At 44.8% G+C, this 14,520-nt stretch carries 12 protein-coding genes and 1 other annotated feature; of the genes, 2 read left to right on the top strand and 10 right to left on the bottom strand.

Going from position 1 to position 14,520, the window contains the following annotated elements; genetic code table 11:
• Positions 1 to 8: 8 nt before the first annotated feature.
• From ftsZ to T355_RS0107825, 9 genes are all read right to left on the bottom strand, one after another.
• Positions 9 to 1,199, bottom strand: a complete 1,191-nt coding sequence (gene ftsZ / locus T355_RS13950) for a cell division protein FtsZ (protein WP_051555463.1) — start codon at positions 1,197 to 1,199, stop codon at positions 9 to 11.
• 53 nt (positions 1,200 to 1,252) lie between these two features.
• The gene (locus T355_RS0107860) at positions 1,253 to 2,143 is read right to left on the bottom strand and encodes a DMT family transporter (protein WP_027397272.1); all 891 of its coding nucleotides are present in this window, start codon (positions 2,141 to 2,143) and stop codon (positions 1,253 to 1,255) included.
• A gap of 257 nt (positions 2,144 to 2,400) precedes the next feature.
• The gene (gene dhaM, locus T355_RS0107855; RefSeq protein ID WP_027397271.1) at positions 2,401 to 2,787 is read right to left on the bottom strand and encodes a dihydroxyacetone kinase phosphoryl donor subunit DhaM; all 387 of its coding nucleotides are present in this window, start codon (positions 2,785 to 2,787) and stop codon (positions 2,401 to 2,403) included.
• Between the two features lie 72 nt (positions 2,788 to 2,859).
• The gene (dhaL, locus tag T355_RS0107850; RefSeq protein WP_027397270.1) at positions 2,860 to 3,465 is read right to left on the bottom strand and encodes a dihydroxyacetone kinase subunit DhaL; all 606 of its coding nucleotides are present in this window, start codon (positions 3,463 to 3,465) and stop codon (positions 2,860 to 2,862) included.
• A gap of 41 nt (positions 3,466 to 3,506) precedes the next feature.
• Positions 3,507 to 4,496 (bottom strand): dihydroxyacetone kinase subunit DhaK, encoded by a 990-nt coding sequence (dhaK, locus tag T355_RS0107845; protein ID WP_027397269.1) that lies wholly within the window; start codon positions 4,494 to 4,496, stop codon positions 3,507 to 3,509.
• Positions 4,497 to 4,608: 112 nt separating this feature from the next.
• Positions 4,609 to 5,337: an MIP/aquaporin family protein gene (locus tag T355_RS0107840; RefSeq protein ID WP_027397268.1), complete on the bottom strand. Its 729-nt coding sequence runs from the start codon at positions 5,335 to 5,337 to the stop codon at positions 4,609 to 4,611.
• Positions 5,338 to 5,478: 141 nt separating this feature from the next.
• Positions 5,479 to 6,978 carry a glycerol kinase GlpK gene (glpK, locus tag T355_RS0107835; protein WP_027397267.1) on the bottom strand — a complete coding sequence of 500 codons (1,500 nt, stop codon included), beginning with the start codon at positions 6,976 to 6,978 and terminating at the stop codon, positions 5,479 to 5,481.
• Positions 6,979 to 7,521: 543 nt separating this feature from the next.
• Positions 7,522 to 11,298, bottom strand: a complete 3,777-nt coding sequence (locus T355_RS0107830; protein WP_027397266.1) for a phosphoribosylformylglycinamidine synthase — start codon at positions 11,296 to 11,298, stop codon at positions 7,522 to 7,524.
• Between the two features lie 36 nt (positions 11,299 to 11,334).
• Entirely contained in the window at positions 11,335 to 11,811 is a 477-nt protein-coding gene (locus T355_RS0107825) for a YhcH/YjgK/YiaL family protein (RefSeq protein WP_027397265.1), read from the bottom strand.
• 175 nt (positions 11,812 to 11,986) lie between these two features.
• Positions 11,987 to 12,211 (top strand) — a binding site (T-box leader).
• A 51-nt stretch (positions 12,212 to 12,262) separates the two neighbouring features.
• On the opposite strand from T355_RS0107825, the gene T355_RS0107820 reads away from it, so the two are divergent.
• Positions 12,263 to 12,742: an Lrp/AsnC family transcriptional regulator gene (locus T355_RS0107820; RefSeq protein WP_027397264.1), complete on the top strand. Its 480-nt coding sequence runs from the start codon at positions 12,263 to 12,265 to the stop codon at positions 12,740 to 12,742.
• Positions 12,739 to 13,908: an aminotransferase class I/II-fold pyridoxal phosphate-dependent enzyme gene (locus tag T355_RS0107815; RefSeq protein WP_027397263.1), complete on the top strand. Its 1,170-nt coding sequence runs from the start codon at positions 12,739 to 12,741 to the stop codon at positions 13,906 to 13,908. Before T355_RS0107820 ends, T355_RS0107815 begins: the two co-directional genes overlap by 4 nt.
• An 81-nt stretch (positions 13,909 to 13,989) precedes the next feature.
• Here the strand turns inward: T355_RS0107815 and T355_RS0107810 are convergent, their stop codons facing one another.
• Positions 13,990 to 14,253: a late competence development ComFB family protein gene (locus tag T355_RS0107810; protein ID WP_037330022.1), complete on the bottom strand. Its 264-nt coding sequence runs from the start codon at positions 14,251 to 14,253 to the stop codon at positions 13,990 to 13,992.
• Positions 14,254 to 14,520 lie beyond the last annotated feature (267 nt).

Genomic DNA, 14,520 nt, shown 5'->3' with positions numbered 1-14,520 from the left:
TCTATTTATTAATCTTTCTTCTCTTCTATTTTAACTGCATTTACACTGCTGCCTCCCATATGGGCAGGACGCTTCATAAAGCCAATAAGCTCAGGACCATCATTGGTCTGAACATTTCCCTCTGCATCTGGCTGAGGCTCTGGCTTCTTATCCACGTAAAGCGGTGGAACAGGATTAGGTGCTTCCACCTTGCCAAACTGAATTGGCTTTACAATGCTGTTTTTATCAGCAAGAACAGCAGGGTCAAAGTTAGTGGCTATAACTGTAGCTCTTACTCTGTCCCCCATATTATCATCAACAACCAAACCAATAATATTCTCTACATCCGGATGGGTGTTATCATAAAGGAATTCATTGGCTTCCCTAACATCATGGAGAGGCAAATCCTTGCTGCCTGTCAGATTTACTATAAGTCCACGAGCACCCTTAATGGATGTCTCAATAAGCGGAGAACTAATTGCAGTCTGAACAGCCTCCAAGGCATTGGCTCCCTCACCCATACCCATGACAGCATCACAGTTCTCACCACTCTTAAAAATGGTTGTAACATCTGCAAAATCCACATTAATAACGCCTGTGGTCTGAATCATTTCCACTATGCTGCTGATGGACTGACGCAATACATCATCCACCATGCTGAAGGACTCACCGACAGACTTCTGTTTAAACTCAGGCAGACGCTGAATATTATCATTTTTAACCTCAACCAGTGCATCCATGTGTTCACGCAGGAGCTTTACACCATCCCGTGCGACTTCCATTTTACGGCTGCCCTCATGGGAAAATGGTAATGTTACCATACCTACTGTGAGGATGCCCATATCATGGGCAATCTTGGCCACTACAGGTGCCGCACCGGTACCAACGCCTTTACCCATGCCAGCAGTAATGAATACTAAATCAGCTCCCTGAATTGCCTCTGCAATCTGATCCGCATCAGAAATAGCTGCTGACTGTCCTTTTTCAGGATCGCCACCAGTACCACGGCCTCTAGTTAAATTTGCACCTATCAAAACTGCAGGAATACCTGCAGCATCAAGGATTCTGAGCTGACGCACGTCCGTATTAACAGCTACAAGCTGGCTCTTGTCCATGCCATCCTCAGCAAGACGGGCCAAAACATTATTGCCGCCACCACCGACACCAACGATTTTTATAGTAACAACTGCTCCTCTTATTGAAGAATTAGATTCAGTCATCCTTACAATCCTCCCCATAGTGTAAAAGAATCCTTTATTTCTTCTATACTATACTATATTTTAAACGAATGATTTCTTATAATAACGCTACCCTGAGTAATCAGCATCCCCATTAGCATCATCATACAGCCAAACACTTCTATATGGGACATTTGCTCATTAAGCACGAACCAACCTCCCACAGCACCAAACACTGACTCAAGACTCATTATAATAGCTGCATGAGCTGGTTCCGCATATCTCTGCCCCACAATCTGCAAGGTAAAGGCTATCCCGGAGGACATTACCCCGGCAAAAGCTATTGGAAACCAAGCATCTACAATGTGTTGCCAAACTACACTCTCCATGGCAAAGGCGGCTATACCGTTAAGCACAGCACAAACCACCAGCTGTGATGCCGATATATCTATGTTATCCTTTTTATCTGCAAAACGGTCAATATACATAATATGCAATGACCAAAATATAGAGCAGATAAAAGCAAGAACATCACCGTAATTTAAATCAAAATCTCCTTTTATGGACAAGCAATATAGCCCAATAAGAGCTGCCAAGGCGCCTATCCAATTTTCCAGCTTCAATATTTTTCCTATGACCACCGAAATAATCGGGACAAAAATAATATATAAGCAGGTTATAAATGCTGTTTTGCCGGCAGTCGTATACTGCAGCGCACACTGCTGAAAGGCGGAAGCCACAAACATAATTACGCCGGCACCCATGCCAGCCTTCCAGCCTGAATAATACTCACCATGCTCCTTGGCATCACGGCGTTTTCCTCTAAAGCCATACCAAATAACAAATATGGCCATAACGCCTACCACATAGCGGGCAAAGCCGTAGGTAAAGGGGCCAATATTGTCCATTCCTACCAGCTGGGCCACAAAAGTGACACCCCAAATAAAAGCTGCCAGCAACAGACATAAGCTTCCTCTTAACTTCAATCGCTACCCCTCCCGACTACTTTATTATAGCATATTTTGTAAAGAAAAAGGAATATTTTAACAATTTCAAATCATCCTTTTGCTAATTTTTTTAGCCAATTTGTTGTCTAATTTATATATGCCATGTAAATTTTCTTTTTATTATAAAGACTATGGTACTATTTCATATTATGTATAAAGAAAAAACTGCGGATGTATGACATCAAACAGACATATCCGCAGCCTCATATTATGTATTGTTATATTGGTAAAACCAATCAGTTATCTAATTTTTTAGTATCTCTTGCTTCATCAACCTTTTCCTGAAGCTCCTCCAACGGAGTACCCAGTGATGCTTCCAGGGCTACTACAACGCCGCCTTCCACAACAGGACCATCCAGCATAACAATCTTACGGCCTTCCATTGCCTCAATAACCATTTCAGTGGTCATTACAGCACTGCCCATATCCATGAGAACTGCAACACCGTCATCAGAATAAACTTCCTCAACTGCATTGTAAATCTTCTCAAAGCTGGTACCAGGAGTACCATCGTCAAGACCGCCCGCTGCAACAATCTTTGCATCAGAAGCCATCAGTTTTGCCAATTCAACTACGCCCTCGGCCAAAGTCTGGCTATGGGAAACAATAACTACACCAACCATATTTCAATTCTCCTTAAAAGAAAAGCCAGGCCCAGGAGCTTCCCCTAAGCCTGGCTCTAGAAAACTTAATTATCAGATGTTTGCCAACAGGGTCTCCAGCATATAGAATGCGGAGGTTGCGCCAGGGTCCTGATGACCAATACTACGGTCACCAATGTAGCTTGCGCGTCCCTTGGTAGCCTTGATGGTCTTGGTGTACTCCACACCATCTTCAGCCGCCTTAACAGCCTTAGCCAAAGCATCCTTAAGATCCTCACCAGCCTCTATGCCTTCCTTCAATGCATCAAAAGCAGGGCAGAGAGCGTCCAGCATGGTCTTTTCGCCGGTGGTAGCCTTGCCACGCATCTGGATACCGCCAATTGCAGCCTCCAATGCATCAACAAGGTCCTTGCCATCCATTTCATTCTTGCCAGCCAGCTTGGCACCAGCCTTCATAAAAGCAGTACCATAAAGAGGACCGGCAGAACCGCCAACGGTAGATACCAGTGTCATACCAGTTGTTTTAAGGATACTTCCAATATCCTTTCCAGCCATAGCGTCCAATTTTGCTACAACTGCATCAAAACCCTTAGCCATGTTTACACCGTGATCACCATCAGCAATCTCGTTGTCAAGTTCAGTGAGATAATCCTTTTCTTCATCGATCTTGGCAGCAATAGCCTTCAAGATGTCAATCATCTGTGCATTAGTAATCGTTTTAAACAGCTCCCCTCAGTTTATTAGCGCTTCAGAGCTGGTGTATCTGCCTTTGCATTGTACAAGGACTTAAGTTCATCATCCAGACGAAGCAGAGTAATGGAGAAACCAGCCATCTCGATAGATGTCATATAGTTTCCTACCATAGTATCATAAATCTTAATACCCTTCTTGTCCAGATAATCATGAACGAAATTGTTAACAATGTACAATTCCATGAGAGGAGTACCACCCATGCCATTGACAATAACAGCTACTTCCTTGCCAACAAAGTCAATATCATCAGTAATCTTGTTGAGGAGCTCCTCAGCAATTGCATTAGCAGGCTTTAAAGCCTCACGGGAAGTACCTGGCTCACCATGGATACCGATACCGATTTCCATCTCGTTGTCAGCAAGCTCGAAACCAGGCTTGCCAGCTGCTGGCATGGTGCAAGCAGTAATAGCCATACCCATAGTACGAACATTAGCAATAACCTTTTCAGCTACAGCCTTAACCTCTTCCAGGCTAGCACCCTTCTCTGCCAATGCACCGGCAATCTTGTGTACCAGAACAGTACCAGCTACGCCACGACGGCCAGTTGTATAAAGAGAATCCTTAACAGCAACGTCATCGTTTACTACTACATAATCAGCCTTGATACCCTCATCCTTGGCCATATCAATAGCCATCTCAAAGTTCATGATATCACCAGTGTAGTTCTTTACGATACAGAGAACACCTTTATCAGTTGCTACAGCTTTAATGGCCTCATAAATCTGGTCTGGAGTAGGAGATGTAAATACAGCACCTGCTACTGCACCATCCAGCATGCCTTCCCCAACATAACCGCCATGTGCAGGCTCATGACCACTACCGCCACCGGAAACCAATGCAACCTTGCCTTCTTTCTTGTTGGCTCTTACTACAACAGTACCGCAATCCAATTTACGGAGCTTGTCTGGTGCAGATTTTACCAAACCAAGAATCATTTCCTCTTCAACATTTACAACTTCGTTAATAAGCTTCTTCACAAAAATCCCTCCTGAAAAGTTAATAAAAACTAATACCCCTGTTTAATAAAAGCATCCCCACCTATGAAGCCACAAGTGGGGATGTTTAATTAACTCATACTAGCAAATGCTATCAGATAATACCGAGAGCGCTGGATACAACATAAGCTGCAACACCACCGCAAAGAGGAGCTACTACTGGAACCCAAGCATAACCCCAGTTGCCGTCGCCCTTGTCAGGAATTGGCAGGATTGCATGAGCAATTCTTGGACCAAGGTCACGAGCAGCGTTCATTGCATAACCAGTGCAGCCGCCAAGGGAAAGACCAAGAGCCCAGATCAAGCAACCTACGAGATAAGGGCCAAAGCCAGGAGCAAGGCCGATGGAGCCCTGAACACCCTTGGAGAAGATGCACCAGATACCGAACATCAGGAAGAAGGTAGCGATAAACTCGCCGAGGAAACCAGTCATCTGGTTACCGCAAGCATTTGCAGTGGAGAATACACCAAGCTTGCTGCCTTCAGTCTCTGCCCAATGTGGGAGATATGCCAGGTAAACAATGATTGCACCGAGGATACCACCGAGAATCTGAACGATGGAAGTAGCAGCAAACTGATCCCAAGTGTAAACGCCTGCCAAAGTCTTGGCAATAGTAACGGAAGGATTGATATCAGCCTGAGGAGCGCCCAGAGCTACAGAGGTGTAAACACCCATTACTACTGCAAAACACCATCCAGTGGTTGTGCAGATCCAGCCGCCACCGCGACCATAACACTTAGCCAAAGTCATGTTTGCATTAACACCGCAACCAAATACCATCAGTACCATAGTGCCGACGAACTCGCCTAACAAATTATCCATTTTCTTATCCCTCTTCTTTCAAAAAAATAATAAAAATAATTGCTGCAATTCATATCCAGTACCAGCCCCGGATGGGGCCGGTACCAGAAATTGAATTCTTAAAAAATGAACAACTTAATTTAAGAAACTAATCTTTTTTGATTAGTCCTCATCCAGCCAATGCATGGAGTGCTTAACAGCCTTCTGCCAGCCCTTGTAGAGCTTATCAGCTTCGGACTTATCCATTACTGGCTCGAAGCGAACATCCAACTTCCAAGCAGTCTTCAGTTCTTCCTTGTTGCTCCAAACGCCTACAGCAAGACCTGCCAGGTAAGCTGCACCAAGAGCAGTAGTCTCAATAATCTGAGGACGATCTACTGGAACGCCGAGGATATCAGCCTGGAACTGCATCATCAGATTGTTGGCAACAGCACCACCATCAACCTTCAGGGAAGCCAGCTTAATGTTGGAATCTGCTTCCATTGCACCCAGAACATCTCTGGTCTGATATGCAAGAGACTCCAGAGTTGCACGAACGATATGTGCCTTGGTGGTACCACGGGTAATACCGATGATCATACCACGAGCGTTCTGATCCCAGTATGGAGCACCAAGACCTACAAATGCAGGAACGAGGTATACACCAGCAGTGTCACGAACCTTCTTGGCAACCCACTCAGAATCTGGAGCGGAATCAACCATGCGAACGCCGTCACGCAGCCACTGAATAGCGGAACCTGCTACGAAGATGGAACCCTCGAGAGCATACTCAACCTTGCCATCGAGACCCCAAGCGATAGTGGTTACCAGACCATTCTTGGAATCATAGATATCAGTACCAGTGTTCATCAGCATGAAGCAGCCAGTACCATAGGTGTTCTTAGCCATACCTGGCTCGAAGCAGTTCTGACCAAAGAGAGCAGCCTGCTGGTCACCTGCAGCACCTGCAACAGGAATAGCAGCACCCAAAATGGAAGGAACAGCCTCACCATACACGCCAGAGGATGGACGAACCTCTGGAAGCATGCACTTAGGAACACCGAGATATCCGAGAAGTGCATCATCCCACTTCAGTTCCTTGATGTTGTACATCAAAGTACGGGAAGCGTTGGAATAATCAGTTACATGAGCCTTACCACCGGTCAGCTTCCAAATCAGCCAAGTATCGATAGTACCGAAGAGCAACTCACCCTTCTCTGCGCGCTCACGAGTACCTGGTACATTCTCGAAAATCCAAGTAATCTTGGTACCAGAGAAATATGCATCGATAGTCAAACCAGTCTTGGACTTGAACTCCTCAGTGAGCCCCTTCTTCTTCAAGCCATCTGCGATATCAGCGGTCTGACGGGACTGCCATACAATTGCATTGTATACTGGACGACCAGTGTTCTTATCCCATACAACTGAAGTCTCGCGCTGGTTGGTGATACCGATAGCTGCGATGTCGCTAGCTGCGAGGCCACTCTGCTCCAGAGCTTCTTTCATAACAGTAGTCATGGTGCTCCAAATCTCATCTGCATCATGCTCAACCCAACCTGGCTGTGGGAATATCTGAGTGAACTCTTTCTGAGAAACACCTACGATCTTGGAGTTCTCATCAAAGATGATAGCTCTGTTACTAGTGGTACCTGCGTCTAACGCCATTACATACTTCTTTGCCATTTTAAAAAATCCCCCTCTAAAATTAAAATACGGCAGCCGATATAATCCCCCGATTTATCGGCTCATAAAAGGTGAAGTTAATTTTTTAGCCTGGCCTATCTCTCTGCAAGCAACTACATGATACCCGAATCAAAAATGTTGCTCCAGCAATATGGTGCCAACCATCACAGGTGCTATACCATTCACGACCTTTTCTCCTTGGTCTGGCAGCACATACAAGAATCCTCTCTTAAGGTACGGCGGCTAAACTCATATTACCAGGAGCAGTTGATAGATGGTTTCCTCTGCCATATTGGCATTTGGAACGCATCCAAGCCTATTAACTTTTTCCTCGCGTGTATATTTCGCCATAATAAACTAAATTCCTTCTTTCTTCTGAAAATTTTTAAAAAATTTTTTGAACAATTATTCTGAGCACTTGTAATCACTGATTTTACACTGAAAAAATAATTTTCAGGGCAGAAAAAATGTGCTTTCTGAAATCTCAACGAGATACCAGAAAGCACATTTGAAACTTTTTACATACAAGCTTTCAACTGTATTTTATTTGTAATAGGCTACTCCAGCCTCGAAGATCTGCTGATCCTGCTTGCCTGGAACATTCTTGGCAACACAGCCACCAATACGCTCAGAATGCCCCATTTTGCCCAGCACACGTCCATCAGGGCTTGTAATACCTTCGATGGCATTAACAGAGCCATTTGGATTAAATGGAATATCTGCTGAAGGAGCACCAGTAGAACCCACATACTGGGTGGCTATCTGACCGTTAATACGGAGCTTGCCCACAACAGCTTTGTCAGCTACAAAGCGACCCTCGCCATGGGAAACAGGAATGGTGAATATATCTCCCACCTTTACATTGTTAAACCACGGAGAAAGGTTTGACACAACCTTGGTGCGCACCATACATGATACATGGCGGCCGATCTGGTTATGAGTAAGGGTTGGGGAACTATCATTCAGATCGCGAATTTCGCCATAAGGAACCAATCCTAATTTTATCAATGCCTGGAAGCCATTACAGATACCCAGCATCAGACCATCACGCTTCTGAAGAAGCTCATGGACTGCATCCTTTATGCGAGGATTGCGGAACATAGCTGCAATGAACTTACCAGAGCCATCCGGCTCATCACCGCCACTGAACCCACCAGGCAGCATCACAATCTGGGAATCCTTAATCCCCTTTACAATGGCCTCTACAGATTCCTCAACTGCAGAAGGAGTCAAATTGCGAATAACCAGGGTCTGTGGATCGCCACCGGCCCTCTCGAAGGCCCGTGCAGAGTCATACTCACAGTTAGTGCCAGGGAATACAGGAATAAAAATCTTTGGCTTGGCAATGGTAATCTGCTTCTTTATGCGGTTGCCGCTCTTATACAGAAACTCGTTAACCGGCTTCTTGTCTATTTTTATCTTTGTTGGGAAAATCTTCTCCAATGGATTGGTATATGCTTTAAGGGCATCAGCCAAGGTAATAACCGCATTGCCACAAACAATACTGGTAACTGCTGTAGTTTCACCAAGTTCAATATAACGAACACCCTTGAGAGCTTCCTTCACATCAACATTATCTGCCAATTCCAGAATAATTCCGCCATAGTCTGCACGGAACAAATCCATCTTTTTCATATTGGCACTAAACTTAAAGCCAATATTGTTACCAAGACACATCTTTGTAATGGCAGCTGCCACACCGCCCATGCGAACACTGGAAGCAGCAAATACCTTCTTTTCGGCAATCATCTGGCTAATCTTGCTGTATGCCTTTTTCAGATATGTAAAGTCAGGCATCTCAAACTCATTACGAAGAGATTCAACATAATAAACCTTGTTGCCAACATACTTAAATTCAGGTGAAATGGCATTATCAGCCTTCATAACATCCACAGCAAAAGCCGTAAGTGTAGGAGGCACTGTCATATCCATAAAGGTACCAGACATGGAATCCTTACCGCCAATGGCAGGAATCTCAAACTGATGCTGTGCCCAAAGAGCACCTAAAAGGGCACTGAACGGCTTGCCCCACTTGGCAGCATCTCTGCCCAGACTTTCAAAATACTCCTGGAAGGTCATACGAATAGTATCAGCACGACCGCCCAGAGCCACCATCTTGGCCACAGCCTCCACTACAGCATACAAAGCACCATGGAACGGACTCCACTCCATAAGATATGGATTGTAACCATAGGTCATAGCAGTCGCTGTTGTAGTTTCAGCACCAAGAACAGGCAGCTTGGCCACCATACCTTCAGTAGGGGTTATCTGCTGGGTTCCTCCAAATGGCATAAGAACGGTATTACCGCCAATGGTGGAATCAAAGCGCTCAGCCAGCCCCTTCTGACTGCATACATTAAGATCCTTTAAGTTTTCCAGCCAAGCCTTTTCTATATCAGAGCCCAAGGCCTCAATTTTCTTAGGCAGCCTTCTAAAGTAGCAATCTTCCTTGGCTGGAGCTGCCACCTCCACATCAATATGCTGCTTAACGCCATTGGTGTCCAGGAAGTCACGGCTGAGATTAACAATATTATTGCCACGCCATTTCATCACCAGACGTCTGTCGTCAGTAACCAGGGCAACAACTGTTGCTTCTAAATTTTCCTCATCGGCATATTTAATAAAATCGTCCACATTGCCGGCATCAAGAACCACTGCCATACGCTCCTGGGATTCGGAGATAGCCAATTCTGTACCGTCAAGGCCTTCATATTTTTTCTTTACGGAGTCAAGATTAATCACAAGGCCATCCGTCAGCTCACCGATAGCTACGGAAACACCGCCGGCGCCAAAGTCATTGCACCGCTTAATCATCTTGCTCACAACAGGTATACGGAAAAGTCGCTGAATCTTTCTCTCTGTTGGAGGATTACCCTTCTGAACCTCTGCCCCGGCAGTGGTCAAAGACTCAGTGGTATGCTCCTTGGAAGAGCCAGTTGCACCGCCACAGCCATCACGGCCGGTACGTCCGCCTACCAGGACAACTACATCGCCCTTCTTTGGAACCTGACGAACTACGTTTACCTTTGGAGCAGCAGCAATAACGGCACCTATCTCCATGCGCTTGGCCATAAAGCCCTCATGGTAAACCTCAGTCACCTGGCCAGTGGCCAAACCAATCTGATTGCCATAAGAACTATAGCCTGCTGCGGCCCCCTGAGTGATCTTTTTCTGTGGCAGCTTACCCTTTATTGTCTCAGAAACAGGACGACGAGGATCAGCAGCACCGGTTACGCGCATAGCCTGATATACATAAGAGCGTCCTGAAAGAGGATCACGTATAGCACCGCCAAGACAGGTTGCAGCACCACCAAATGGCTCAATCTCTGTAGGATGGTTATGGGTCTCGTTTTTAAACATAACCAGCCATTCTTCGTTTTCGCCGCCAATATCCGCATTGACAACGATACTGCAAGCATTTATTTCCTCGGACTTATCCAAATCCTCCAGTTTTCCCTGCTGGCGAAGGACCTTCATACCGATAACAGCCAGATCCATGAGAGTAACGTCACGATCTTCATCACTGTATACCAGATTTCTGTCCTCCTGATACTGTCGATATGCCTGGGCTATAACTGGTGTATATGGTCCTTGTTCAATCCCCACTGAATCAATTGCAGTGGTAAAGGTGGTATGACGGCAATGATCAGACCAGTAAGTATCAATAACCCTAATTTCAGTAATGGTTGGATCACGATGCTCTATATCCCGGAAGTAATTCTGACAGAATTTCAGGTCCTCAAAGCTCATGGCAAAGCCACGATTATTCATGAAGGTCTTAAGTTCACTATCCGAAAGAGATGTAAAACCTGTAAGGACCTCAACATCCGCAGGCGCCTTCAGCTTCATCTCCAAGGATTCCGGCTTTTCCAGCTTAGCCTCACGGCTTTCCACTGCATTAATATAATAATCCTTTATTTTGGCAAAAGTGACATCATCGATGCTGCCCACCAGAACCACAACCCTTGCAGTCGCAATAATAGGGCGTTCCTTCTGGGTAACAAGCTGTACGCACTGAGCGGCAGAGTCCGCGGTCTGGTCATACTGTCCTGGCAGATATTCGGCAGCAAACATCCTGGAATTTGCAAATTCAGGAAGCTTCTCCTCGTATACTACATCAACAGGTGGCTCGGAAAAAACCACAGACTTTACTGTAGCATATTCCTCATCACTAAGGCCCTCGATATCGTAGCGGTTAAACAACCGTACAGCTCTAAGATCAGTCAGGCGAAAACTCTCAATAAGGTCATCGCAAAGCTGCTGAGCCGGGATATCATAGAAACCCTGACGCTTCTCCACGTAAATTCTTCTTACAGTCATCAATCATGCCTCCAAAAACTTAATAAAAAAACAGCATCACTTTATGTAATCCACGGCAATCTTTACGACTACCTTGGTAACTGGTGCGAGTTTTCCATCCACGGAACCGCAAGGACGATGTACGTCAGCAGGATAAAGAACAGCAAATGTACCCTCATCAAGCACTACACTGCTTCCAGGTACAAGCTTTTCATAAAATACTATGTCTTTTTCAATATCGTATGGGGAAGCCTCTATAAGCTCAGGATTCAATGGACACCAGCCCAGCTCCTCCCTCCCCCTGACAATATACTGGATATCCACATATTGCCTATGGGCCTCTGGTTTGCCGCTTTCCGGCAGTCTGGTACTATAACGCTGCAAAATTGCATAGCTGTTTTTACCATCAATGGGGTAAGTACCGTCTTTCATTTCATTAAAATTGTGTTCAGCCAGGAAAAACAGGGCTTTCCGTATGGCATCCGGGAACTTTGTGAAACCTGAACTTACTTCTTTGATTTTTCCAAGTACCAAAATAATCGACTCCTTTAACAAGCAGCGAATTTACTCCTTTTTTCATTGTACTCAAATATTCGCTTCAATGCAACGAAAGGAAGTAAACAATTCTGCACCATTGGAAACAATATCAAACAAGACCTCTTGCAAAATGAAATTCAATGTGCTATAGTATGCAAAAGAATTTTAAATTGCTAAGGCGATGATTGAAAAAGTACGCTTACGAAATAATTCAGAGAGGCAATGTCTGGTGAAAATTGCTATTATTAATAAGCGGAAAGCTATTCATGAGCCGCAGATTATTATATCCTGCAAGGGGTAAAAATTCTGCCGTCAGCCAGCGATAATGGCAGCTTAAGTGGCTCTCATCAGTAGAGCCGAATAAGGTGGTACCACGGGAATATGCCTCGTCCTTTTGTTGGACGGGGCTTTTTTTATTATTAACAATGACGACAAAGGAGTATTTACAATGCGTGAACTTTTGGAGCTTTTAAAACACGATGCACGCCGCCCGGCCAAGGAGCTGGCATCAATGCTGAATATCAGCGAATATGAGGTTGAGGAAAAAATGGCCAAGCTGGAAAAGGATAAAATCATTCTCAGCTACAATACCCTCATCAACTGGGACAAAACCGGTGAAAATACCGTTACCTCCATTATCGAGGTAAACCTCACTCCACAGAGAGAGGTGGGCTTCGACGCCATTGCCGAGCGCATTTACCGCTTCGACGAGGTGCGCACCGTATATCTCATGTCCGGTAGCTTTGATTTGCTGGTAATTATTGAAGGAAAATCCATGCAGGATGTGGCCAATTTCGTAGCCACCCGTCTGGCAACCATTGAGGGTGTAACCCAGACCCGCAGCCATTTCCTGTTGAAGCCATACAAGAAAGATGGCATTATCATTGATGATAAAGAAAAAGATCGTAGGTTGGTGATGAGTATATGACAAACTGGAATGACAGAATTTCACCTATCGTAAAAAGTGTGCCGCCTTCTGGTATAAGAAGATTCTTTGATATTGCTTCCGAAATGGAGGATGTTATTTCCCTTGGTGTTGGTGAGCCTGACTTCGTCACTCCATGGTCCATTCGCGAAAGCTGCGTATACGGGCTGGAGCAGGGCTACACATCATATACTGCCAATCGTGGTCTTATGGAGCTTCGTGAAGAAATTTGCTTCATGCATAAAAGACGTTTTGATCTTGATTACGATCCAAAGACCGATGTACTCGTTACTGTAGGTGTAAGTGAAGCTCTGGATATTGCCATGCGTACCATTCTCTCCCCTGGAGATGAAATTCTCATTCCGGAGCCATGCTATGTTTCCTACAAAGCCTGTGCTACTCTGGCAGGTGGTATACCGGTGCCTGTACCAGCCAAGGCTGAAAATGATTTCCGCATCACGCCTGCTGATTTGGAGCCTCATGTATCTCCAAAGACCAAGGCTCTTCTTATTGGGTATCCAAACAATCCAACGGGAGCCATTCTTTCCAAGGAAGATTTGGAGGCTATTGCCCGCTTTGCCGTAAAGCATGACCTTATCGTTATTTCCGATGAAATATACGGTGACCTTACTTATGGGGACACCAAGCATGTATGCTTTGCCGGACTCCCTGAAATGAAGGACAGAACCATCCTTCTAAATGGTTTTTCCAAGGCTTATGCCATGACTGGCTGGCGAATTGGCTATGCTCTGTCCAATCCTGACATCATTGCCGCCATGACCAAGATTCATCAGTATACCATGCTCTGTGCTCCAATCACCGCCCAAATTGCTGCTGTGGAGGCCCTGCGCCACGGTGAGAAATACATGAGAAAAATGGTTTCAGAATATGATAAGCGCCGTCGTCTCATTTACGACGGACTTCAAAAGGCTGGTTTAAAGTGCTTTGAGCCAAAGGGTGCCTTCTATATTTTCCCTGACATCACCTCCACTGGTCTTTCGTCAGAGGAATTTGCCGAGAAAATCCTCATGCAGGAGCATGTGGCACTGGTACCAGGAAACGCCTTTGGTGAATGTGGCGAAGGCTTCGTAAGATGCTCCTACGCCACCTCCATAGAACAAATCTCCGAGGCCCTGGCCCGTATCGAGCATTTTGTAAATCATTTATAATTATTTTTAAATACAAAAGGCACTCTATCCTCTCCATGAGATAGAGTGCCTATTTTTTATGCAAAATATTATTTTTAAACATCAATGTCTTGGGTGTGCCTCCACCTGTTCGATGGCCGCAGCAATTTGTTTGACGATTTCCACTTCACTTTGACTGTTAAAGCATTCCACACGGGCAAAAACATGTCCCTTATCCGTAGATACATATTTAGGTGGCAAGTGATTAAGTGCCAAATTTACTATATCCATCCTACAATTTTCGCAAAAACAACATCCAGGATATTTTGGAATAAGCTCCTCCAGCTTATTCAGAACACATTCCTCCATGTAGTTCTTCAATACCATCCCATTAATCCTCCCTGATTAAATTAGCCATCCCTTGGCTAAGACTAATAAGTATAGCTATTAGAAATTATCCACTGACTATAATTCTAACATCATACCAATTTCCAGGCAATGTATTATTAATATTTATTGAAAAATATACTGTATACATATTTAGGCCAAAAAAGTTTATCTAAAATTGGATTTAAAGCATAATAAGCAAGATGAAAGCATATGGGCTTTCATCAGCCCTTACACGAAATCTAAAATTCATCTTCATCTTTCAGA

This window comes from Anaerovibrio lipolyticus LB2005 (assembly GCF_000621545.1).
Lineage (GTDB): Bacteria > Bacillota > Negativicutes > Selenomonadales > Selenomonadaceae > Anaerovibrio > Anaerovibrio lipolyticus_A.
Note: the sequence above shows the minus strand (reverse complement) of the source record. Positions and strands in the feature narration are given on the sequence as shown.